The organism is Gemmatimonas sp., assembly GCF_027531815.1.
Lineage (GTDB): Bacteria > Gemmatimonadota > Gemmatimonadetes > Gemmatimonadales > Gemmatimonadaceae > Gemmatimonas.
The window spans coordinates 261,569-285,374 of the sequence record NZ_JAPZSK010000004.1 but is presented as its reverse complement, the minus strand read 5'-3'; the positions used below and the strand labels follow the sequence as shown (position 1 = coordinate 285,374).

Below are 23,806 nucleotides of genomic sequence, written 5' to 3'. Positions count from 1 at the left end.
CCCGGCGGAGTTGGAGGTCACGTCACACCCATCCGAGGGCGCGACTCTCGTCCACCGGTTCGGTGAAGGAGCAGGAGCCGATGCTGGCGATCATGCGCTCGCGTACCTGCTGCAGCGTGGCGCGCGTGATGGTTACCGCGTCGTCGGGGCCATGCCAGGCGAGATGCGTGTCATTGACCTGCAGGGCGGCCGGGTTGGTCTCCTCGAGTACCTGCTGCACGACGACATCGCGAGCCCCGTCCGCCATGACGGCGGCGGCCAGGAGGACGTTGAGAAAGCCGAACATGCGGCCGGTGGGCGCGTCGGGTTCGTAGGTCAGCCGATGCACGCCGCGCAAGGGATGGTGCAAGCCGGCCGTGGCCTTGGCGACCACATTGCAGGTGAGGAGTGCCCGGAGAAAGGTCACGATACTGGCCGATGACGGAAAGGCGTCCGGCGTCACGCCGCCCGCTCGCATCTTGGCACGGCGACCGGTGCGCGCGATGGCTTCCACATACTGCCCGCACTGCTCGTCGAGCGGGACTTCCATCCACGTGGTGAGCGTGGCCGGCACCTGCTGATGGAGCGCGACGATCTCCTCGACACCGGACACCCGCACCTCGTAGCTGTCGGCCGTCGCCCCGCACTCGTCGAAGCAGACACGGTGCCGTTCGTTGAAGGCCCGCATGGCCTCGAGATCCGCCTCCACGTGTCCGCTGCCGGTGACCGTGAGGCGCCACGGGATGGCGCCCGCATCACGCGGCAACAGGGGATCGGCCGCCGCGGAGAACTCGGGCAACCGCGCCGCGGGACAGACGAAGCGCCCGAGCATCCAGCCGGTGCCGCCGGCGCGATAATGCGCGAAGTTGCGCACGGCCTTCGTCATCCCCAGCCCGGCGGGAGGAAAGAGGCCGGCGTAGTCCACGATGCCCTCGAGCAACAGGCGGGCAGGGCGTTCGGTGAGAGGCGGGAGGCGAACAGGCATGGGGGCAGTGGTGACAGTGGCGCGCGTGGTCAGAGCCCGTCGAAGTCGAGGCCGAGGTCGAGTGCCGGCGCCGAATGCGTCAGCGCGCCCACGGAGATGCACTGCACCCCCGTTTCGGCGATGGCGCGCACGGTGTCGAGCGTCACCCCACCGGAGGCTTCCGTGATGACGCGCCCCTGGCAGATTCCCACCGCCTCGCGCAACGCGTCCAGCGTCATGTTGTCGAGCAGCACCCCGTCGGCACCGGCGGCGACGGCCGCCTCGACCTGCAGCAGGGTGTCGCATTCGACCTGAACGGGGGTGCCCGGCATCGCGAGCTGACGCGCGCGCAGCACCGCCATGGCGATATCGCCCCCGATGGCCGCCAGATGGTTGTCCTTGATCAGCACGCCGCTGCGCAGATCGAGACGGTGGTTCGTGCCACCGCCCGCGCGGACGGCGTACTTCTCGAGCGTGCGCCATCCGGGCGTCGTCTTGCGGGTGTCGAGAATCCGTGCTCCCGTGCCCTGCACCGCCTCGACGAAGCGACGCGTCAACGTGGCAATCCCCGACAGGCGCTGCAGGTAGTTGAGCGCCGTGCGCTCGGCCGAGAGCATGCCGCGCGCGTGGCCGGTGAGCGCCAGGACGGTGCCGCCCGCACCAATACGCGTGCCATCTTCGGCCTCGATGCGGACAGTGATGCCGGAGTCGAGCTGCCGGAACGCCTCGATGGCGAGCGGCACACCGGCTACGACCCCGCCGCGGCGAGCCACGATGGCGCTGCGCACGTGCCGGGTGCTCACGACCGTGGCGAGCGTGGACACGTCGTTGAAGGCCTCGTCTTCCAACAGCGCCTGCCGTACCCGTGCGGTCGTGTCGGTGGCGTCGAGGGGAAACGCCAGCGGCGACGAGGGGACCACCGGCGTGTCGAGCGGGGTGATCGTTCGCGGGGCGATCGATGCCTGCGACGTGGGCGGGGTGGGTCGCAGCGGTGGGTGAAAGGCGCTCATTCGCCCGGATCCTCCGGTCCGAACGGGCTGACGCCCGCCGTACCGCCGATGCTGACCATGCGCTCGATGGCCGTACGGGCGCGCGCCGCGACGTCATCCGGCACCGTGATGCGATGTTGCATGTCGCGCAGCGCGTCGCGCACCTTCGGCAGCGTGGTGACCTTCATGTACGAGCACTGCGCACGATCATTGGCGGCAATGAAGTGCTTGAGCGGGTTTTCGCGCCGCAAGCGGTGCAGGATGCCGACTTCCGTGGCCACGATGAACGTATCCTGCGCGGTTTGCGCGGGGCGCCGGATCATCCCTTCCGTGGAGAGGATGTGCACGTTGTGCGGGTCCACGGCACCGGCGCTGATTGCCTCCACGACGGGGGTGGCACAGCCGCATTCGGGGTGAATGAGGAACTCCGCTCCCGGGTGCTGGGCGCGCGTGCGGGCAATGTGCTCGGGGTCGATCCCCGCGTGCACATGACACTCGCCCAGCCACACGTGAATGTTGTCGCGTCCCGTTTCGCGACGCACGTGCGCGCCCAGGAACATGTCGGGGAGAAAGAGGATCTCGCGATCGGCAGGGATCGCCTTGATCACCTCGACCGCGTTGCCCGACGTGCAGCAGTAGTCGCTCTCGGCCTTCACTTCGGCGGTGGTGTTCACATACGCAACGACGACGGCGCCGGGGTGTTCGGCCTTCCAGGCGCGCAGCTGTTCGGCGTCGATCGTGGCGGCCAGCGAGCATCCCGCCGCCAGATCGGGGAGCAGGACGGTCTTCCGGGGTGACAGGATCGCCGCCGTCTCAGCCATGAAGTGCACGCCGCAGAAGACGATCACGTCGGCATCGGTACGCGCGGCCTCACGCGAGAGCCCCAGGGAGTCGCCCACGTAGTCGGCCACGTCCTGGATTTCCGGCCGCTCGTAGTTGTGCGCGAGGATGACCGCGTTCCTCGCCTTGGCGAGAGCGCGGATTTCGGCGGCGAGAGCGGGATCGTAGTGCGCTTCGAGAATGGTCATGCTGCGGCCGGTCGCCTGTGGGGTGGTCGTTACCAGGTGATGTGTCGCCCCTGCCACTTCCGGCGGGTGCGTGGAAAATCGCTCCGGAAGTGCCCTCCCCGCGACTCCTTGCGCAGGAGGGCCGCTTCGGTCACCAACAGCGCCGTGGTGTGGAGATTGCGCTCTTCGGTGGCCCCGGGAGCCAGACGGTCGCCGACCCGCTGCAGCGCAGCGAGGCAGCGCCGCAACCCGGCGGCCGTGCGAGAAATGCTGGCGTGGTCCCACATGAGCTGCCGGATCTCATCGGCGGCCACTTGGGCCGCTCCGCGGTCGGCGAGCGGCGGCACGTCCCACGAGTCCGGCGCAGGGACCGGGAGATGTTCTGGGGTCTGGTTGAGGTCGCGGGCCACCCGTTCGGCGAACACCAGCCCTTCGAGGAGCGAGTTGGAGGCCAAGCGGTTGGCGCCGTGCACGCCGGTCCGGGCCACCTCCCCCACGGCGTACAGCCGCGGCAGGCTGGAGCGGCCGGCCAGATCGGTGACGACCCCACCCATCATGTAATGAGCCGCCGGGGTCACCGGAATGGGTTCGCAGCTGGGGTCGATACCGCGAGCCCGACACAGGGCGAAAATGCCCGGAAAGCGGGCGGCGAAGCCCGTACCCAGCTTCGTGGCTTCGAGGAACACCCGACCGTGCGCCTGCTGCTCGCGGAAGATCTCCCGGGCGACCACGTCACGCGGGGCCAGTTCGGCGAGGCGGTGCCGCGCCGGCATGAACCGCTGGCCACGGGCGTTGAGCAGAATCGCCCCTTCGCCTCGGACGGCTTCGGAGATGAGCGCCAGCGGGTTTTCGGGGGTATCGAGCGCCGTGGGGTGGAACTGCACGAACTCCATGTCGGCGAGACGCGCCCCCGCCCGGTGCGCCATGGCGAAGCCATCGCCCGTGGCCACCTGGGGGTTGGTGGTGTAGCGGAAGATCTGCCCGCAGCCCCCGGTGGCGAGGACCGTGGCGTCGGCCACGACCTCGACCGCGCGACCGGCCAGCGAGGCGCGAACGCCGGCCACCTGCACGCCGTCGCCCTCGTCCACGAGCAGCAGATCGAGCACCCGGGCGGTTTCCCGCACGTCGATGGCCGCAGACTCCTGCACCTTGGCCACGAGTGCCCGGGCCACCTCGGCGCCGGTCTGATCACCGCGGGCGTGCACGATGCGGTGACGGGAGTGGGCGGCTTCCCGGCCCAGCTTGAAGTCCCCGTCGGGGTCGAGGTCGAAGCGGGCACCGGCCGCCTGCAGCTCACGCACCCGCGCCGGCCCCTCCTCCACGAGTATCTGGACGGCCTCCCGGTCGCACAGCGCGGCACCGGCGGCGAGCGTATCCTCACGGTGCAAGTGGGGACTGTCGCCGGCCCCGAGCGCGGCGGCGATGCCTCCTTGTGCGTAGGCGGTCGCCGAGTCGAAGAGGGTGCGCTTGGTGAGCACCGTCACCGAGCCATGGGCGGACGCCCGCCAGGCCGTATGCAACCCCGCCACTCCGCTGCCAATCACCAGGAACCGGGTGCGGATCCGTTCGGTCATAGTAGTTTCAATCAAAGGACATCTGGTCCCCAACTGAACCCCTGGCCGGGAACCCGGCCGGACTCCCCTGCTCTCTCGCTTTCAGGAGACGTCATGCGTTTGACGTTCATCGCTGGTGCCGCGGCCGCTGCGTCGCTCATCACTGCTGTCCCCGCGACGGCCGTCGCCCAGCCGGGCGGCGTATCGGCGTCGTGCAACATCGATTTGAACCAGCCCAAGGAGCTGGCGATGCTGTCGCTGTCGTACCAGCAGGCCAAGTCGTCCCAGAACGCCGATCAGCGCAAGAAGCTGCTGATGACCCTGGCGAAGGAGCTCGACACGAAGCCGGAGCGGTACGCCAAGAACCTGGCCGGCTATCACTTCATGCTCAGTGAAGTGTACAAGATGTGGGCCCTCGAGCCCGGCCAGCCGGCGGCTCCAGTGCGCAGCAGCATCGGGCTGGTCAGCAGCCCCACGGAAGCGATCGATCTCGTCACGGCGACGGACGCGGCCTACAAGGCCATCGTTGCCGCCTCGCCGGCCTGCGAAGCCGACATCAAGGCGCAGCGCCAGAACGAGCTGTGGCTGGCCCAGACGCAGGCGGCGCTCACGGCCTCGAGCGCCGGCAAGCTCGATTCGGCCGAATACTATGCCAAGCGGTCGATGCTGCTGAGCGATGGCCCGTACGCGCACTATGTGCTGGCGAACGTGTCCAATCTGAAGAACGACAAGAAGGCGGCCATCATGCACTGGCGCCATGTCATCGAGCGGGCCGGTTCCGATACGTCGTACCGGGACCTCAAGAGCGGCTCCATGTACTACGTGGCCATGACGCAGCTCGAACTGGCGGGCAGCGCTCAGGGCGCGGACCAGGTTGCTCTGGCCAAGGACGCGGCCGGGTCGTTCAAGGCGCTCATCGCCAATGCGCCCGACAGCCCGGATGTGCCGAACCACTACAACAACTGGGCCGAAGCGCTCACGCTGTCGAAGGACACGGCGAGCATGGGAGAGGTGTACGCCGAGATGCTCGCCAACCCCGACAAGCAGAGCGACATGACCCTCGCCGTAGGCGGGGTGATTGCCACACGTGCAAACAAGAGCGACGACGCGCTCAAGCTGTTCGAGGCGTCGGTGAAGAAGAATCCAAATAGCCGTGACGGCCTGCGCAATTTCGCCGCCACCCTGTACGGCAAGGATCGCTTCAAGGAAATGTTTGACCCGAGTCGTAAGCTGGTGGCACTCGACCCCAACAACTACGACGCCTGGATGTTCTTCGCCTATGCGTCCCAGGGGATGGGGAAGTCGGCCAAGCTTCCGGCCGAGAAGAAGGCGTGGACCGACTCACTCGTGAAGTACCAGACGTTCGCCGAAAACCTGCCGGTGAAGGTGGAGGTGGCCGGCTTCTCGCGCGGGGCCGAGCAGGCCACGCTGACGCTGGCCCTCGAGCAGGTGGCCGCGACCGGTTCGTACACGGTGACAGCGGAGTTCCTCGATGAAGCCGGCAACCTGGTTGCCAGCGCCACCGCGGAGACGGGGGCGCTCAAGAAGGGCGACCGGAAGAACGTGGAGCTCAAGGCGACCGGGCAGAAGATCTACGCCTACCGGTACAAGCCGATCAAGTAGCCGACCGCCCTCGCAGGGTGGGCGCCACAAGAACGGGCCACGGGTATCCCCCGTGGCCCGTTCTTGTGGCGCCAAGGGCTTCCGGCCGGAGCACCGGACGGCGAACCTTCGGGGCCATGCGCCGCACCCTCTATCTGATCGGGGCGCTCCTCCTCGCCCACCTCGCGCTTCTCACCATCCGGCCGGCCGGTGCCACGGTTGCCGACACGACCGATGGCCTCGATGTCGGCATCGTGTTCGACGTGGGTGGCCGCGGGGACAAGTCATTCAACGATGGCGCCTACCAGGGCGGCGAGCGCGCCGAGCGTGAGCTGGGCGCCCGGGTGACGTACATCGAACCCGGCGAAGGCTCCGACCGCGAAGCGGGGCTTCGTCTGCTCGCCGCCGAGGGCATGGACCTCGTGATCGGCGTGGGTTTCATCTTCACCGACGACGTGCTCGCGCTGGCGCGCGAGTATCCCCAGGTGCGCTTCGCGAACGTGGACATGTCGGTGCCGCTGGATTCCACCGGCAGCCCGCTACCGCTGCCAGCCAATCTGCGCGCGCTCAAGTTCCGCGAGGAAGAGGGGTCGTTCCTCGTGGGCGCGCTCGCGGCGCTGGTCGGGAAGAGCAAGAAAGTGGGCTTCGTGGGAGGCATGGATATCGCCCTCATCCACAAGTTCGAGGCCGGCTATCGCGCGGGCGTCGAGTACGTGTGCCCCGACTGCACGGTCATTGCCAACTACGCCGGCGTCACCCCCGAAGCGTTCCGCAACCCCGGCCGCGGCAAGGAGATGGCGTTGGCGATGTACAACCAGGGGGTGAATGTGATCTTCCATGCCTCCGGCTCCACCGGACTCGGGGTCTTCGAGGCCGCGCGCACCACACGCAAGCTCGCCATCGGGGTCGATGCCGATCAGTACAGCGAAGCCCCGGGCTTCATCCTCACCAGCATGGTCAAGGGGATCGACGCGTCGGTGGTCGCGGCAGTGCAATCGGTCAAGGACGGCACGTTTACCGGGGGCGTGCAGCAATTCGGTCTTGCCGAACGCGGCGTGGGGTATATCTACGACGACAACAATCGCGCGCTGATCCCTCCCACCGTGCGGGCGCGACTCGATTCGCTCACCGCGGACATCGTCGCCGGACGCATTGTCGTGCCGTCCAGCCGCCCGGAGTCGCGATGAGTGCCGCAAGCCACGACACGCCAGCCATCCGCATGGCCGGCGTGATCAAGACGTTTGGCGCGGTGGTGGCCAACCGGGATGCGTCGCTCGAGGTGGCGTGCGGCGAGATCCATGCGCTGGTGGGCGAGAACGGCGCCGGCAAGAGTACCCTCATGCGGGTGTTGGCGGGGCTCTTCAAGCCCGACGGCGGCACCGTGGAGGTGAACGGCCGCAATGTCACCGGGTGGAAGACCACCGAGGCGATCGCGGCCGGTGTGGGCATGGTGCATCAGCACTTCATGCTCGTGCCCACTCTCACGGTGGCAGAGAACGTGGTGCTGGGGAGCGAGCCGCTCAAGGGAGTGACGATCGACCTGCACCGTGCCGTGGTCGAAGTGGAGGCGTTGTGCCGTCGCTGCGGCCTGCACGTGGACCCGCGGGCACGCATTGCGGATCTCAGCGTGGGTGAGGCGCAGCGCGTCGAGATTCTCAAGGCGCTCTACCGCGGAGCGCGCGTGCTCATTCTCGACGAGCCCACCGCTGTCCTGTCACCGCCGGAGGTGCAGGAACTCTGGGGGGTGTTGCGCACCGTGTGCGAGGCTGGTGGCACCGTGGTGCTCATCACGCACAAGCTCGATGAAGTCATTGCCGTGTCCGATCACATCACCGTCATGCGTGCCGGGACGACCGTCTCGCGCTTTGCCACGAAGGGGGTAACGCCGCGTGACATTGCGCGCGCGATGGTGGGGCGCGACGTGAACCTGCATCTCGATGCCGTTGGCGCCGTGCGCGAAGACTCGGCGCACGGTGCCCCGGTCGCCGGCGGCCCCGTGGCCGAGCCGTTGCTGCAGGTGCGTGGCCTCCAGGTACGCGGCGACCGCGGCACCCCTGCCGTCCTCGACCTGTCGTTCGACCTGCGCGCGGGGGAGATCCTGGGGATCGCTGGCGTGGAGGGCAACGGACAGACGGAGTTGCTCGAGGCCATCGCCGGCCTACGCGGTGCGCAGGCGGGACAGATGCTGCTGGGAACGCACGATCTCACCCGGTTGTCGGTGCGTGAGCGCGCCGATCGCGGGCTATCGCATATCCCGGAGGACCGCCATCGGCGAGGACTGGTGCTCGATTATTCGATCGCGGACAACCTCATTCTGGGTCGACAGCATCACTTCGGCGGCCGCGGTGGCCTCGATCACGCACGCATCGCAGCGAACGCCGCCGAACAGGTGCAGCGCTTCGATATCCGGCCGCCACTGGCCGCGCTGCCGGCGCGCGCGCTCTCGGGCGGCAACCAGCAGAAGATCGTGATTGCGCGGGAAATGGGACGCGCCTTCAGTGTGCTTTTGGCCGCGCAGCCCACGCGCGGGGTGGATGTGGGCGCCATCGAATTCATCCATGAGCAGCTGCGTGCGGCACGCAACGCCGGCAGGGGGATCCTGCTGGTAAGTGCCGACCTGCCGGAGGTACTGGCCCTCTCCGATCGCATCGCCGTGATGTACGGTGGTCGCTTCGTTGCGGTGCTGCCGGCTGCCGGCTGCACCGCCGAGCAACTCGGTCCCTTCATGACCGGAGCGGCCGCATGAGCGGTAGCGTGAGCGATACGGCAACACCGTCGTTGCGCGGCGCCCGTGTGCTGGAGGCCGTGTTGCCCGCCGTGGTGGCTCTTGGCCTCGCCGCCGTGCTGGGGGACTTGCTCATTCTCTCCTTTGGCGAGTCACCGGCGGCGGTTTGGGCGCTGCTCGTGAAGGGGACGTGGGGCAACGCCTATGGCATCGGCCAGGTGCTCTACAAGGCCACCACCCTCACCTGCACCGGTTTGGCGTTCGCGGTGGCGGGACGAGCCGGACTTTTCAACGTGGGGGCCGAGGGACAGCTCGCGGCCGGCGGATTCGGTGCGGCCCTGATGGGGCTGGTGCTGCCCGCAACGACCCCCGCGCTCGTGGCCGTCCCGTTGTGCGTCGGGGCCGCCATGCTGGCGGGCGGTGCCACCGGCGCCGTGCCGGGGGCGCTGCGGGCGCGTTTCGGCGCCAGTGAAGTGATCGTCACGATCATGCTCAACTTCATCGTGCTGGCGCTGCTCAACTGGATCGTGTCCGCCAAGCTGCACCTGCCGGAAACGCTGCGCACCCCCGACATCCTGGCGGGGACCGTGCCCCGGCTGGCCGAGGCCTTCCCGATGTTTCGTGGCAGCGCCGTCAACTTCACGCTGCTGTTTGCCATCGGCGCCGCGGTGGTGAGCTGGTGGTATCTCTTCCGCACGCAACGTGGCTATGAACTGCGCGCCGTCGGCTTGCAGCCGGACGCTGCCGAGTACGGCGGAGTTCGGGTGCCGCGCGTGTGGCTGGTGAGCCTGATCGTGTCCGGTGCGCTGGCCGGGTTGGGTGGCGTCAATTTCGTGCTCGGCTACAAGGGCTACTACGAAGAGGGGTTCGCGGGTGGCGCTGGTTTTCTCGGCATCGCGGTAGCGCTGGTGGGGCGGAATCATCCCTTCGGCATTCTCGCGGCGGCGCTGCTGTTCGCCACGCTGTCGCAGGGCGGCCTGGCCGTGAACGCCGTGGTGCCCAAGCAGCTCACCGACATTCTCACGGCGGCCGTCATTCTGTCGGTAGCCACCGCCGTGCCCGAAGTGCAGCAGCAGATCCGGGCAGCGGCCGCGAGCGTCACGGCCTCGCTGGCCCGCCGAGATCCGTCCGGCGCGACGAGGGCCGGCGCATGATCCTGCTCGCCTTTCTGCTGCAGACCATTCGCATTGCCATCCCGTACCTGCTGGCGGCAGCGGGCGGTGTGATGTCGGAACGGGTGGGCATCATCGCCCTGGGGCTCGAGGGGCTCATGCTGGCGGGCGCCTTCGGCGCGGCCCTCGGGAGCTACTACGGCAACAGCCCGTGGGCCGGGCTGCTGGGCGCGCTTGTTGCTGGTGGCATCATCACCAGCCTGCTCGCCGTCTCCACCATTCGGTTCCGGGCGAACCAGGTGGTAGTGGGAGTGGCCATCAACCTCATCGTGGCGGCCAGCACGCGGTACTTCCTGCGCCTGGTGTTCGACAGTTCGAGCAACTCCCCGCGCGTACCGGGGTTCGGCGGCGAAGGCACAGGGAACGCCATGTTCGCGAGCTTCCTCAATCCGGTCGTGTGGATCGGCCTGGCGGCACTGCCCGCGCTGGCGTGGCTCCTGTACCGCACGCCGTTCGGGCTGCGCGCGCGGGCCGTGGGGGAGAAGCCTGAGGCGGCGGCCACGTTGGGCGTGGCCGTGAACCCCATGCGCCTCAAGGGGCTCTACATCGCCGGCGCGCTGGCGAGTCTCGGGGGCGCCTATCTGGCGCTGGACCAGCATCAGTTCACCGACGGCATGACGGCTGGCCGCGGTTTCATCGCCCTCGCCGCCGTGATCTTCGGGCGGTGGGAGCCAGTGCGCGTGGGCGTGGGCTGCCTGCTGTTCGCGGCTGCCGAGACATTGCAGATTCAGCTGCAGGGCGCGCAGCTGGTGCCAAGCCAGTTCGTGGAGATGATCCCCTACCTGCTGACCATCGTGGCGCTGGCGGGTGTGGTAGGACGCAGTGTGGCCCCGGCCGCTCTTGGCAAGACCGACTGACCCCACCTCGTGAGCCAGCGCAGCGCACCGCATTCCCATACCGACGAACACCCCATCGACGACGGCAAGTCGGCGTTCGGCAAACTCGCGGTCCTGATGGTCACGGCGTTCATCGACATGCTCGGCCTGTTGATGATTCTGCCCCTGCTCCCCTTCTACGCCAAGACGCTCGGGGCCGGCGGTGCGGTGGTCGGGCTGCTGGTGAGTTCGTTCAGCGTGGCGCAGCTCCTCAGCGCGCCGGTGTGGGGGCGCTTCAGCGACAAGTACGGACGTCGTCCGGCCCTTATGGTGGGACTCGGCGCCAGCGCGGTGGCCTACGTGGTGTTCGCGTACGCCGACAGTCTGTGGCTGCTGTTTCTCTCCCGTATCGTGCAGGGCGCGGGCGGCGGTACGGTAAGCGTGATTCAGGCCTATGTCGCCGATGCCACGCGCCCTGAGGACCGCGCAAAGAGTCTCGGCTGGCTCTCCGCGGCCACCAACGCCGGCGTGGCGTTGGGACCGGTGATCGGTTCGTGGGTCCAGCTCTGGAGCAAGAACACCCCGGGGCTGGTGGCTGCCGGGTTGTGTGTGGTGAACATGATTTTCGCGTCGAAGTACCTGACCGAGATTCGCAAGCCCGGCGGGGACAGTACCAAGGCCAAGCCCAAGGGATCGCGCGAGGCGGTGCTGCGCGTGGTGAGCCATCCCAGCGAACCCGCCTCACGGCTCATTCTCATCTATGCGTTGGCCATCGGGGCCTTTCAGGGCACCACCGCCATACTTGCGCTCTTTCTCGCGGACCGCTTCGGCGTGACCGAGAACACGATCGGCTACTTCTTCATGTACATCGGCGTGCTCAGTGTCGTGGTGCGCGCCCTGATTCTGGGGCGCCTCGTGGACAAGGTGGGCGAACCGCAGCTCAGTCGTGTCGGTCTGCTCCTGCTGGCCGGTGGCCTGGTGGGGCTGTCGTTCGCCCCCAATCTCCCCCTGCTGGCGCTCGCGGTGGGCATGCTGCCGCTGGGCACGGCGTTCACGTTCCCGTGCGTCACGGCCATGCTCTCGCGCATCGTGAGCAGTGCGGAGCGTGGCCTGTACATGGGTGTGCAGCAGACGTTCGGCGGGGTGACGCGGGTGGCGTTTCCTGTCATCCTTGGCGTCGCGTTCGACACCTTCGGCCAGCGAAGTCCCTTCTGGATCAGTGCCAGCGTGGTGCTGGCCACGCTGCTCATGGGGCGCGACCTCGAGTTGTATGCGCCGCGCGTGTCGCCCGCCAAGCCCTGAGCGAAGAGAGCCGTTGGGCAGACTCAGCTTGGCGAACTCGGCGGGACCACGCCACGATCAGGGCGGTGCCGACGTAGTTCGAGTCACCCGAATCCGCGCGCGTGGCCGCAAGCGGTCTCCGGGAAACAGGACCACGGTATCTCCCGCCTGGAGCCCGTCGCGTACGTCGACCAGATCTGTCCCCCGCTCACCGAGCTGTACGGGGCGACGGTCGACCCGTCCGTTTGCGACGACCCAGATGGTCCAGGTCTCATCACGTCGGGTGAGCGCGCTCGCGGGCACACGCAGCGCGCGGGCTGCCTCCCGCACGGTAATCCGCACATCGGCGCGAAAACGATCACCGACGTGCACGGCAGTGGCCGGGACACTGACGATCACATTCACCCGCTGTTCCTCGACACCGAGTGCCGACATACGGGTGTAGGCCGACGGTTCGATGCGCACCACTCGGCCGACCACGGTGTCCTTTCCATCCGCCTCCAGCGTCGATGCCGCAGCGCCGAACGTCAGGTGAACGCTCGCCCCCTCCCGCACACGCAGCGCGTCTGCCGTGAGCAGCGGAACGAGCACCTCGACGTCGCGGGGGTCGCCGATTTCGAGCAGGCGTGTTCCGGATGGTACGACACGCTCATGCGCTTCTGCGATGGCGAGGATGGTCCCGGTCATGGGCGCGGCGAGCGTGAGGCCACCGGCGGCGCCCGTGGCTCCCGCAAGCGCAGCGCGCGCCACGGCGAGGTCATACCGCGCCACGCGGAGTCGCTCGTCGGCGGCGTGTACGTCGCTCTCCCGCAGCGAGACGGCATCGCGCGCACGTTCGACTTCCTCCGGCGCGACGGCGCCGGCAGCGCCGAGCGCCGCTACGCGGACCTGCGTACGGCGCGCCTCGTCCAGAGCCGTGCGGGCAGCGGTCCGCCTCGACTCAGCCTCGGCGATGGACGCGCCAGCGCTTCCCACGCGCGCCGTGGCCTGCTCCCGCGCCGATGCATCCAGCGGAGCCGGGTAGAGCGTGCCAAGACGCGTACCGGTGCTCACCACATCGCCTTCCTTCACGGTGGCCGGTACCCAGCGCCCACTGACGGGCGCGTTCACGTCGGTATGCGCGCGCACGCGCGTGGTTCCCGTTTCCTCGATCGAAACACGCAGCGGCCCCACGCTCGCGAGCGCGATCTCGACGTCGACAACGGGCGGACGCCGCACCCACCACCAGCTCGCCGCGCCGAGCCCCGTGATCCCGATCGCCACCATGACGCGTCGTGTTCTCAACATGTACATCCTCCGATAGATCGCTGCGGCGTGGTCATTCGCGGGTCTTCAGTACCGCAACGAGGTCGAGGTGATCCAGCCGCCGTCGCACAAGCAACGAGGACGCCATGCCGGCGACGACCAACACCACCACCGACCAACCGTAGGTACGGGGTGACAGCGTGAACGGCAGCCGGAACAGTTCGGAGCTCATCCCCGCTGCCATGGCAGCGGCAAGCCCTGCGCCGATGGCGAAGCCGAGGGGCACGGCGAGTGCGCCGAGGACCGCCAACTCCCCGAAGAGCATTGCTGCGACTTCCCGCTGCGAGAATCCGAGGACACGAAGGCTGGTGAGTTCGCGGCTCCGTTCCGACAAGGAAACCCGGGCCGTGTTGTAGACCACACCCACTGCGAGGACGACGGCAAATCCGAGCAGCGCGAGCAAGGTCACCCCGAAACTGTCGCGCATCACCGTGTCGAAGCTCGCCAGCACGTCGGCGCGCTCCCCGACGCTGGCGACGCCGGGCGTTCGCCGCAGCTGGGCGATGAGTTGATCCGTGAGCACCGGGTCCACGGCGAGAACCGCGCCGTCGTACGCGGTGCCGCCGGCCAGCATCTCCATCCCGTCGTGCCCCATCCACAGGCCGGTGCCGATCAGATCGTGCACCAGCGCCCCGATCATCAGCGTGCGGAGGCGGCGCTCGCCGGTGAGCGCCTGTACCTGCACCGAATCACCGGCCTCGACGGCAAGCAGTTCGGCGAGCGCGGCGGACATGAGCAGTCCGTTGCCCGGTACCGCCTGTTCCTGCCGCTGGCCATTGACCACGCGCCGCAGCCGGGCCCCGGGGATCAGGGCGGTGATGGCGGCGCGCCGTTCGTGAGGGCCGTGCCCGATCTTGACCGGCAAGGACCAGAGTGGCTCGACCCGGAGCACGCCGGGCATGTGCGCCAATTCGCGAAGGGCGTCGTCACCTTCACTGCGCGCAAAGGTGACCGCGACATCCTCGCGCTGGATCTCGGTGAAGTGCACATCGCGCATGACGGCAATGGCATCGTACGCGTAGCTACCGACCATTACGACCGCAATGCTGAGCGCCATGCCCAGAGTGGCCAAGGTCGCCCGCGCGGGCCGACGCAGCATGCTGCGTACCGTGAGTCGTGCCATGGGAGAGAGACGGCGATGCAACCAGGACCGGTCGAACCAGGTGTGCCGGAAGCGCAGCGGCGCCTCCGGTCGCATGGCTTCGGCGGCAGGTAACCGCACGACTCGCCGCACCGCGCCCACGGTGCCGATCAGTGCCGAGAGACCGGTCACGAGGAGCGACGCCGCGATGGTCCCGAGACGCGGAGTGAACGCCGCATCGGGCATGCGATAGTATTGCGAGTACAACTCTGCGAGCAGCCCGGCGAACCACAGGCCAACCCCCGTGCCGATGATGGCACCGAGCAGCACCGGGATGAGGGCAATCTGCGCGTAGTGGCGAATCAGCATGCCGTTGGTGATGCCGAACGCCTTCATCATGCCGATCTGCTCACGCTGTGCCGCCACGAGGCGCGCCAGTACGAGGTTGACGAGGAAGGCCGCCACGCCGAGAAAGATGAGGGGCGCCGCGGTACCGAACGCCGCCGCCTGTCTGATTTCGTCGGTCAGGTAGCGATGTGACAGCTGTTCGCCGCGTCCGTATGTACCCAGTGAACCGTACCGCGCCAGGCGCTCATCCACGGCGGCGATCACGGCCGCTTCGGAAGCCGTCCGATCGAGGGTCAATGTCGCCTCGTTCCACGCGCCCACGCGGCCAAAGGCGGCCTGAGCCGCCCCCTCGGCCATCCAGAGGATCCCGTAGCGCCGATTGTCGGGGAACAAGGCACCGGGTTGCACCTCCATCACAAACTCGGGGGTGAGCACGACCCCCACCACCTCGAGGCGACGCCAGCGGCCGTTCAGCACCGCCCCGAGCGTATCGCCAGGCGCAAGGCCGTTGGCCGTAGCGAACCCATCACTGATCACGACCTCGTCGTCGTGCGAGGGCGACATGAGCCGTCCGGCGCGCACGCGCAGACGATTCACGGCCAGCTCACGACTGGTGGGGTGACTCAGCAGGCGGCCCGTAGCCAGGCCGGCGAGTCCGGGCACCTCGAGCACCACATCTTCAGCGACCCGTGTTTCCAACGCGCTCACGCCAGGAATGGCTCGCACTTCGGCAGCGAGCGCGTCCGGTGCTTGCGAAACCGACACCCAGAGCTCGGCGAAATGTGCGGTCTGGTAATAGCGCTGCTGCGAGCCGCGAAGATGGGGTACCATCGACTGCATCGCCACGAAGCTCGCCACACCAACCATGACCACGACGGCGATGGCAATGGAGGGGCCGCGCTGATGCCAGACGTCGCGCCACGCCTTGCGCGTCAGCATCGAGATGAGGGAAGGGTGCCCCAGGCGTCGCACGGCCGTCACCACGAAAGGTCCGCGGGTTCACATGGCGCCGCGTTCACGGTGGTTCCGATCACCGCGCCACTCCGCATCCGCAGGACACGGTCCGCCATGGCGGCAATGCCCACGTTGTGGGTAATCACCACGGCGCTGGTTCCCCGTTCACGGTTGGCTCGGCGCAATGCCTCGAGCACCAGTATACCGGTCTCGAAATCGAGCGCACCGGTGGGTTCGTCACAGAGCAGGACGTCCGGGCGCTTGGCCACTGCTCGCGCGATAGCCACCCGTTGCTGTTCGCCGCCGGACAGTTGGGCGGGGAAGAAGTCGAGCCGGTCGCCCAGACCGACGAGACGCAGCGCCTCGGCGGGATCCTCGGCGCCACGCTCATGGGGATCGTTCCGGGTCAGGTCGGTCACCAATTGCACGTTCTCGAGCGCCGTGAGCCCGGGAATGAGATTGTAGAACTGGAAGACGAAACCCACGTGCTCGCGGCGATACTGCGTCAGCGCGTTCTCGCTGGCACCCGTCAGGACATGATCGCGGAAGGTGACGTCACCGGCGCTGGGGACATCGAGGCCGCCGAGAATGTTGAGCAGCGTGGACTTGCCGCTTCCGGACGGACCGAGGATGACGACGAACTCGCCCGCCATGAGGTCGAGATCGACGGCGCGCAGCGCCACAACCTGTGCGGTGCCGGTGCCGTATACCTTTGTGAGCCCCCGGGCGCGGAACAGCAGTTCGCCGGACATGCGCCAACAGTATGGCGGCCGTGCGCCGTCGGAAGTAGGCAGACCCCGGACAAACCGGCAGGCGGTATCTTTCCCCGCGCCGGTGGCGATCCGTGCCACCGATCATCAACCCGGATCCTGCCATGCGACGCCCGCTCCTTCCCACCTTCGCACTCTTCACGTTGGCCTTGGGCGCCCTGTCGACGGCGGCCAAGGCTCAGGCCACGCTACCGACCAGTCGCCCGCTTCGCTCCACCGACATCTATCGGCTTCGTGACGTAGGGGCCGGTCGCCTCTCCCCCGACGGACAGTGGATCGCCTACACGGTGGTGACGGTGGACTCGGCGAAGGACCGGAGCGACAGCGATGTGTGGATGGTGAACTGGGAGGGTACGCGCACCCTCAAGATGGCGGGCTCACCGGAGAGCGAGAGCAATCCTCGCTGGAGCCCGGACAATCGCTACCTCGCCTTCGTGTCCGGACGGTACGACTCCAAGGGCGGACAGATCTGGCTGCTTGACCGGGCCGGCGGTGAGGCCGTGCGACTGACGGATCTCAAGGGCGGCATCAGCGAATACGAATGGTCGCCGGACGGCACTCGCATCGCCCTGGTGTCGCGTGATCCCGACCCCGATGAGGGAAAGCCCGATTCCCTGCGCGCGCGTACCCCAAAGCCCATCGTGATCGATCGCTACGCCTTCAAGCGCGATGGGGACGGGTATCTGGACCGGCGTCGCGACCACGTGTGGGTCGTGGACGTGACGACGAAGTCGACGGTGCAGATCACCACGGGCGACTTCGACGACCGACAGGTCCGCTGGTCGCCCGACGGCACGCGCCTGGCATTCACCAGCGAACGCGCCGACGGGGACCCGGACCGCTTCAACAATAGCGATCTCTTCGTGGTCGATGCCGTGGCCGGCGCCACGCCGCGCCGACTCACCACGTGGCGCGGACCCGACGCGGGCGCGGCATGGAGCCCCGACGGGTCGCAGATCGCCTACCTCCAGGCAAGCGAGCCCGAGCTGTCGGCCTATACGCAGAACACCATCGCGATCATCCCCAGCGGCGGCGGTACGCCCCGGCTGGTGGCGGCGACGCTCGACCGCGACGTGAGCCAGCTGTCGTGGTCGGCCGACGGCACGTCACTGCGCGTGCTGATTGGCGACGACCGGGCGCAGCATCTCGCGCAGGTAGCGGTGAGTACCGGCGCCGTCACGCGCCTGGTGGACGGACGGCGGGTGGTGACGTCGTACGATGTGGCGCCCGGTGGGCGTACGGTGGTGAACACGGGTACGGCACAGCGTTCGGCCGAGCTGTTCGCATGGGATGCCAGCACCCTTCGTGCACTCACCCATGTGAACGACAGCATCTTCGCCGCGCTGCAGTTGGGGACCACCGAGGACGTGCAGTTTCGTAACCGGGACGGGCTGACGGTGGGCGCCCTGCTCACCAAGCCCGCCGGCTTCGACGCCACGAGGCAGTACCCGCTGCTGCTGCGCATTCACGGCGGCCCGAATGCGCAGGACCAGCATCTTTTCCAGTTCGAGCGCGACCTGTTTGCCGCCAACGGCTATCTGGTGCTGCAGGTGAACTACCGCGGCAGCAGCGGGCGTGGTCAGGCGTGGAAAAAGGCGATCTTCGCCGACTGGGGCAACAAGGAAGTGCAGGACCTGCTGGCCGGCGTGGATCATGTGCGGTCACTCGGCTTCGTGGACCCGAACCGCCTCGGCATTGGCGGATGGAGCTACGGCGGCATTCTCACCGACTACACGATTGCCACCACCACGCGGTTCAAGGCGGCCACCAGCGGTGCCGGCAGTGCGCTGCAGACGAGTATGTACGGCAGCGACCAGTACATCTTCCAGTACGAGAACGAACTCGGGGCACCGTGGAAGAACCCGAAGGTGTGGGAGAAGGTCAGCTACCCGTTCTACAAGGCGGATCGCATCACGACGCCGACGCTGTTCATGGGTGGCGAGAAGGACTTCAACGTACCGATTGCCGGCAGCGAGCAGATGTACCAGGCGCTCACGTCGCTGGGCGTCCCCGCCCAGCTGATCGTGTATCCGGGACAGTTTCACGGCATCACCCGGCCGAGCTTCGTTCGGGATCGCTACGACCGATACCTCGCGTGGTACGACAAGCATCTGGCCGGAGTGCGGCCATGACACCGGCCGCCTGGTGACCAGCGAGACGAGCGGCGCGCGCATTCGGGTGGTGGCGGCGGTCATTCGCCGCGACGACCGGCTGCTGGTGTGCCAGCGCCCGGTGACGAAGCGTCATGGCGGCCTGTGGGAGTTTCCCGGCGGCAAGTGCGAGCCCGGCGAGTCGGATCATGACGCCATCGGACGCGAGCTGCAGGAGGAGCTGGGCGTGGTGGTGGTCGGTGTCGCGGCGCCGCTGATGGTCATCGCAGACCTCGACTCGCCGTATGACATCGTGTTCCTGCCGACGCGCATCGCGGGCGAGCCGCGCGCTCTGGAACACGAGGCGCTCACGTGGGGCTCGCCGGTGGTATTGGCCGCACTCCCCCTGGCGCCCAGCGACGCACGATTCGTGGCCTCGCTGGTCGCCGGGTGATGTCTCACGCGCCGCGTTATTCGGGTGGCTTGCGCTGAAGCAGGTCGTCGTACGACTTCTTGCCTCGCCGCTGATTGTAGGTGCGCTGCATCTGATACTTGGCATCCATTTCGGAATAGGTCCGCTGCTCGTACTTGTCGGCCAAGGCGGCCATGTCGGCGGCCTGCGCCGCGAGTTGGGTACTGAACTGCGGATCATTGGCGAGGACATTGTTGATCAGGTCGGCCTCGGCGGCGCGCATGACGAGGTTGGCCTCTTCCGCCTGTCCCCGACGCTGCTGCTGCGCCGCCGTCTCCCGCGCCTTGGCTGCGCGTGCCAGCAGAACGGCGAATTCGACGTCTGGCTCGAGGTGGCGCTGGCCTTCCAGCGACGACGCTATGGGGAGCCGTGTGCTGCGGTGTTCCACGCTGCCGCTGGTGGTGAGCACGTCGGCACTTACGTGCAGCGTGGCGATGGCTTCACGCTGCGACTCGTAGCGGGCGAGGCGATCCTGCGGCACGAAGAGTTCGAGCAGCAGAGGCTTGGGCTCGGCAGCATAGAGATCGCCCAAGTCGAAGGCGAACGTGCCCGGACCCGGATGCGACGTGGCCCAGTCGGAATGCACCACGATTACCGATACGGCGTCGCTGAGCGACAGCTGCACCTGTACGCCCTGCGCGCTGATGGAGAGGAGGTTGCCCAGCTCCTCCGCCAGGACATCGTGAGACTGGTCGGGTCGTTCGATGTACCAGGCGCTGCCGCCTCCAGCGTCGGCCATGGCGCGCAGGAGCGCGTCGTCGTACCCCTCGCCGACCCCCACGGTGGTGGTGGTGATACCCATGCGGCGCGCGGTGCGGGCCAGCTCCACCAACGTGCTCACATCGGTGATGCCGACGTTGGCGTGACCGTCGGTGAGCAGGAGGATACGGCGAGACGAGCCGGGCAGCGTGCCGATCATACCCTGCGCGTGCTGCATGTGCTCGCGTCCGCGCAGCCAGCCGCCGCTGAGGTTCGTGGACCCGCGGGCGTCGATCTGCTGCAGCATGGCCGCGAGCTGCTGGTGACGCGCACGCCGATCGGGGATGGCCACCGTTTCGATGAGATCGTCGAAGGCAACGACCGAAACAACATCGTCTGGGTGCAAGCGCTCGACGGCACGGGCGGCGGCCGACCGCGCCGCGTCGATGCGTTCGCCGCCCATGGACCCACTGCGGTCGATGACGAAGGAGAGCCCGATGGGCGGGCGCGTGGCATGCTGCGGCGCCGAACCGCTGAGGGTGAGCAAGACCCGGACGATGACGCCGGGGGTGCCATTGGGTGATTGGGAACCGTCGACGGCGTAATGATCGAGCTGCAATACTGAATCCATGCACAAACTCCACGTTGGAGGGTGCGCGGAATGTCGGGGCGGGGTCTGACAATCCCGCGAAGCGCAAATCGTTGGAAGACTTACACTTGTTCTTCGGTTTCGCTTCGGGTGTCATCGTGTCCCGCCATCCCTTCTGGCGGTGCGCCCTGCGTCGACGTACGCCTCCGCGGAACCGCCCGGACAATGGTGGTCAGGACACAGGTAATCAGGCGGCCGTCACCCGTGCCTTGCGCACCGATACGAAGGCGCACGCCACGGCGGCGCACCCCAGCAAGGCCCCGGCAAGGCGAATCACATTGGCGGGATTGCCGCCAAGCAGCGTCTCGTAGAACAACGGTAGCGTGAGGTTCTGAATGAGCATGGGGATGACGATGAACATGTTGAATACCCCCATGTACACGCCCACCCGCTCCTTGGGGATGGAATCGGACAGCATTACATAGGGGTTGCCCATCATGCTCCCCCACGCGAGTCCGATGCCGAGCATGGGCACGAACAGCAGCGCCCGACTCTCAATGGCCGGCAGGGCCAGCATGGCAAGGGAGGCGGCACTCAGCGCAATCACATGCATCCACTTGGCGCCAATGCGTCGGGTGACGGGCACCATGGCAAATGCCGACACGAAGGCGACGAAGTTGTAGAAGGCGCCCACCTGGCCGGTCACGAGGCCGGCTTCACGGAAGCCGGCCGAGGCGGGATCCTTGGTGTCGAAGAGCGTGAGCGCGAGTGCGGGGGCGATGTAGATCCAGTAGCAGAACATCGCGTACCACTGGAAGAACTTCATCGCCACCATCTGTCGCATGGTCGTTGGCATCTCGCGCAGGGCGTCGACGATCTCCTGCAACGTATGGCCGACCCCCCGCGGCATGCGCTCGATCCGCTGGCGCTCGTCAACGGTGAGCGGCAGCTCGGGGACCTGACGGAGAGACCAGAGGATGGACGCCGTGGAGAAGACGGCGCCCATCAGAAAGGCGAGCATGGTGATATTGGGAATACCGCGGTCGTTCACGGCATCGCGGTTCATGCCGAGGAACACCAGGAGCGATGGCGTGATGTACGACAGCGTCTGGCCAAGTCCCGTGAAGGCGCTCTGCGTGAGGAATCCAAGCGATGTCTGGGCATCGTCCAATCGATCGGAGACGTAGGCGCGGTACGGCTCCATGGTGATGTTGTTGGCGGCATCGAGAATCCACAGAATGCCGGCGGCCATCCACAAGGTCCGGCTGAACGGCATGGCCAACAGCGACAGCGAGCAGAGAAAGGCGCCGATGAGAAAGTACGGAGTGCGGCGCCCTCGCGGACTGAGCGTGCGATCGCTCATGGCGCCGATGATGGGTTGCACGATGAGTCCCGTGACCGGACCGGCCAGGTAGAGCAGCGGCAGGCTCGCCTCGTCGGCCCCCAGATACCGGTAGATCGGGCTCATGTTGCTCTGCTGCAACCCGAAGCTGTACTGGATTCCGAAGAAGCCGACGTTCATGTTCACGATCGACAGGAACGACAGATGCGGCTTCCTCGGCGCGGTGGAGGCAGTCGTGTGCGTCGGCGCTGCGGTCACGGTACTTGCCATCGAATCTCCATGAAGGACCAACTTCCTATCGACGAATCCATCGCCCTGCTCCGTGCACTGGCCACGCCGCAGGGCATCCTCGCGTCACGCAGCGCCGTGGCGAACTATGCGGCGGTGTTTGCGCGCGACGCGATCATGGCGGGCCTCGCCGGCCTCGCGGCCGGTGACGAGCAGGTCGTGACCGGGTTGCGGCGCACACTCGAACAGTTGCGGACCTTGCAGGGACCGCAGGGTCAGATCGCGTCCAACTTCCGCACGGGACCGGACGGGCGCCAGCAGGTGAGCTTCGGCACCCTTGCGCCACGCTTCGATTCCGCAACCTGGTATCTGGTGGGGGTGGCGCTGCTGTGCGCGCGAGGGCACGCCCGCTACGAGGACTTCGCCGAGTCGGCAGAGGGGGTCGTGGACCTGCTCGAAGGCATCGAGTACAATGGCCGCCACCTGCTGTACGTCCCGGCCGGCGGCAACTGGGCCGACGAGTATCCGTTCGATGGCTACATCCTGTACGATCAGGTTCTTCGCGCCTGGGGGTTGCGCCTGCTGGCACCGCTGGCCGGCAAGCCGGCCTGGGCTGAGAAGTCGGCGGCCATCGCCCGTGTCATTGACGAGCGGTACTGGCCGTCCACCGACTGGCAGTACGGCGGACCGCGCCGGTTTCCGGTAGCCGCCACCTCGCCGGTGCGTACCGACGAACACCTCGACCTCGCGGCCTGCGCCTTGCTCGCGATCGCCGACCTGCTGCCGCACCGCAGCGCAAGCATACTCGACGGGCTGGAGCAGGGATTCCTCGCGCACGGCGCGCTGGTCCCGGCGTTCTCGCCGGTCATTCACGAAGGTGATCGTGAATGGGACGCGCTGGCTGGCTACCATCTGCACGGATTTCGCAACCGCCCCCACGAGTACCACAACGGCGGCATCTGGCCCGTGTGGCTGGGATGGCTGGGCGTAGCGTTGGCGCGTCATGGGCGCATGGCCGCCAGCGGCACACTGCACGCACTCACGGTTGCTCACCTCCACCGTCTCACGCACTTCGACTTCGAGGAGTACTTCCACGGCGAAACGGGCGAAGCGCTGGGCACGGCCGGCATGGCGTACACCGCAACCGGCTTCGTACTGCTCGATCTCGCGCGCCAGCGCGGCCCGGAGGCATGGACATGGATAGCCTGAGCACCACCGCGGTGACGCGGCTCGTTCAGGCACTCGACGGGGATGGCGCGTTCGACGGACGTCGGCTCGTCATCGGGGTGGCGGGGGAGTCGGGAAGTGGGAAGAGCACGACGGCCGCCCAACTGGCCGATGCGCTGAATGCCCGCGGCATTCCCACGGCGTTCCTCAATCAGGACAACTACTTCATCCGGCCGCCGCGTACCAACCACGAATTCCGGCTGACCGACCTCGGCGCCGTGGGGCCGCACGAAGTGCAGCTGTCGCTCATTGACGAGCACATTGCCGCGTTTCGAGCGGGGCACCACGAGGTACGCGCACCGCTGGTGAACTACCCTGCCAACCGCTTCGACGAGGAAGTCCGCGATTTCTCGGCGCTGCAGGTGCTGGTGGTGGAGGGCACCTATGTGCTGATGCTCGACGGCCTGGACGTGCGCGTGTTTCTCGAAGCCACGCACCGCGACACGCACGAACGACGTCTCGCGCGCAACCGTGACGCCTGGGAGCCGATCATCGATACCATTCTCGGCATCGAGCACCGCCTGATTGCGCCGCAGGGCGCGAAGGCGCATTGGCTGATCGATGCCGCGTTCGGCCTGCGACGCGGCCCAGCCTGACGACACGTTTGGTCGCCT

At 67.5% G+C, this 23,806-nt stretch carries 19 protein-coding genes; 10 read left to right on the top strand and 9 right to left on the bottom strand.

Annotation, left to right across the window (positions count from 1 at the left end; all coding sequences use genetic code 11):
- Positions 1–22: 22 nt before the first annotated feature.
- From O9271_RS05090 to O9271_RS05075, 4 genes are read right to left on the bottom strand one after another with little or no spacing between them, the layout of a single operon-like run.
- Positions 23–964 carry a hypothetical protein gene (locus tag O9271_RS05090; protein WP_298266690.1) on the bottom strand — a complete coding sequence of 314 codons (942 nt, stop codon included), beginning with the start codon at positions 962–964 and terminating at the stop codon, positions 23–25.
- Positions 965–993: 29 nt separating this feature from the next.
- The gene (gene nadC, locus O9271_RS05085; RefSeq protein WP_298266688.1) at positions 994–1,953 is read right to left on the bottom strand and encodes a carboxylating nicotinate-nucleotide diphosphorylase; all 960 of its coding nucleotides are present in this window, start codon (positions 1,951–1,953) and stop codon (positions 994–996) included.
- The gene (gene nadA / locus O9271_RS05080; RefSeq protein ID WP_298266686.1) at positions 1,950–2,960 is read right to left on the bottom strand and encodes a quinolinate synthase NadA; all 1,011 of its coding nucleotides are present in this window, start codon (positions 2,958–2,960) and stop codon (positions 1,950–1,952) included. Before nadA ends, nadC begins: the two co-directional genes overlap by 4 nt.
- A 29-nt stretch (positions 2,961–2,989) precedes the next feature.
- Entirely contained in the window at positions 2,990–4,513 is a 1,524-nt protein-coding gene (locus tag O9271_RS05075; protein ID WP_298266684.1) for an L-aspartate oxidase, read from the bottom strand.
- Between the two features lie 93 nt (positions 4,514–4,606).
- On the opposite strand from O9271_RS05075, the gene O9271_RS05070 reads away from it, so the two are divergent.
- The 6 genes from O9271_RS05070 (at position 4,607) to O9271_RS05045 (ending at position 12,108) form a co-directional block, all read left to right on the top strand.
- Entirely contained in the window at positions 4,607–6,115 is a 1,509-nt protein-coding gene (locus tag O9271_RS05070; RefSeq protein WP_298266681.1) for a hypothetical protein, read from the top strand.
- 116 nt (positions 6,116–6,231) lie between these two features.
- A complete protein-coding gene (locus O9271_RS05065) occupies positions 6,232–7,281 on the top strand; it encodes a BMP family ABC transporter substrate-binding protein (protein ID WP_298266678.1) in 1,050 nt (349 codons plus the stop codon).
- A complete protein-coding gene (locus O9271_RS05060; protein WP_298266676.1) occupies positions 7,278–8,840 on the top strand; it encodes an ABC transporter ATP-binding protein in 1,563 nt (520 codons plus the stop codon). Before O9271_RS05065 ends, O9271_RS05060 begins: the two co-directional genes overlap by 4 nt.
- A complete protein-coding gene (locus O9271_RS05055; protein WP_298266674.1) occupies positions 8,837–9,973 on the top strand; it encodes an ABC transporter permease in 1,137 nt (378 codons plus the stop codon). The genes O9271_RS05060 and O9271_RS05055 overlap by 4 nt, the downstream gene beginning before the upstream one ends.
- Positions 9,970–10,848 carry an ABC transporter permease gene (locus O9271_RS05050; RefSeq protein WP_298266672.1) on the top strand — a complete coding sequence of 293 codons (879 nt, stop codon included), beginning with the start codon at positions 9,970–9,972 and terminating at the stop codon, positions 10,846–10,848. The genes O9271_RS05055 and O9271_RS05050 overlap by 4 nt, the downstream gene beginning before the upstream one ends.
- 9 nt (positions 10,849–10,857) lie before the next feature.
- Positions 10,858–12,108 carry an MFS transporter gene (locus O9271_RS05045; RefSeq protein ID WP_298266670.1) on the top strand — a complete coding sequence of 417 codons (1,251 nt, stop codon included), beginning with the start codon at positions 10,858–10,860 and terminating at the stop codon, positions 12,106–12,108.
- A gap of 57 nt (positions 12,109–12,165) precedes the next feature.
- Here O9271_RS05045 and O9271_RS05040 read toward each other — a convergent pair whose 3' ends face one another.
- The 3 genes from O9271_RS05040 to O9271_RS05030 are packed head-to-tail and all read right to left on the bottom strand — an operon-like array spanning position 12,166 to position 16,527.
- Positions 12,166–13,374, bottom strand: a complete 1,209-nt coding sequence (locus O9271_RS05040; RefSeq protein ID WP_298266669.1) for an efflux RND transporter periplasmic adaptor subunit — start codon at positions 13,372–13,374, stop codon at positions 12,166–12,168.
- A gap of 31 nt (positions 13,375–13,405) precedes the next feature.
- Positions 13,406–15,760, bottom strand: coding sequence for an ABC transporter permease (locus O9271_RS05035; protein ID WP_298266667.1), 2,355 nt, complete (start codon positions 15,758–15,760; stop codon positions 13,406–13,408).
- 38 nt (positions 15,761–15,798) lie between these two features.
- The gene (locus O9271_RS05030; RefSeq protein ID WP_298266664.1) at positions 15,799–16,527 is read right to left on the bottom strand and encodes an ABC transporter ATP-binding protein; all 729 of its coding nucleotides are present in this window, start codon (positions 16,525–16,527) and stop codon (positions 15,799–15,801) included.
- Positions 16,528–16,649: 122 nt separating this feature from the next.
- Between O9271_RS05030 and O9271_RS05025 the strand changes: the two genes are divergently transcribed.
- Entirely contained in the window at positions 16,650–18,677 is a 2,028-nt protein-coding gene (locus O9271_RS05025) for a S9 family peptidase (protein ID WP_298266662.1), read from the top strand.
- Positions 18,678–18,690: 13 nt separating this feature from the next.
- Complete coding sequence (locus O9271_RS05020; RefSeq protein WP_298266661.1) at positions 18,691–19,089, top strand: NUDIX domain-containing protein; 399 nt, start codon at positions 18,691–18,693, stop codon at positions 19,087–19,089.
- A 16-nt stretch (positions 19,090–19,105) separates the two neighbouring features.
- Here the strand turns inward: O9271_RS05020 and O9271_RS05015 are convergent, their stop codons facing one another.
- Together O9271_RS05015 and O9271_RS05010 are read right to left on the bottom strand one after the other, a co-directional pair.
- Complete coding sequence (locus O9271_RS05015) at positions 19,106–20,437, bottom strand: VWA domain-containing protein (protein ID WP_298266659.1); 1,332 nt, start codon at positions 20,435–20,437, stop codon at positions 19,106–19,108.
- Positions 20,438–20,642: 205 nt separating this feature from the next.
- Positions 20,643–22,007, bottom strand: coding sequence for an MFS transporter (locus tag O9271_RS05010; protein ID WP_298266656.1), 1,365 nt, complete (start codon positions 22,005–22,007; stop codon positions 20,643–20,645).
- A gap of 9 nt (positions 22,008–22,016) precedes the next feature.
- Here O9271_RS05010 and O9271_RS05005 point away from each other — a divergent pair, with 9 nt between their 5' ends.
- A complete protein-coding gene (locus tag O9271_RS05005; RefSeq protein WP_298266654.1) occupies positions 22,017–23,174 on the top strand; it encodes a glycoside hydrolase 100 family protein in 1,158 nt (385 codons plus the stop codon).
- Positions 23,162–23,788 carry a hypothetical protein gene (locus tag O9271_RS05000; protein ID WP_298266652.1) on the top strand — a complete coding sequence of 209 codons (627 nt, stop codon included), beginning with the start codon at positions 23,162–23,164 and terminating at the stop codon, positions 23,786–23,788. The genes O9271_RS05005 and O9271_RS05000 overlap by 13 nt, the downstream gene beginning before the upstream one ends.
- Positions 23,789–23,806: the final 18 nt, after the last annotated feature.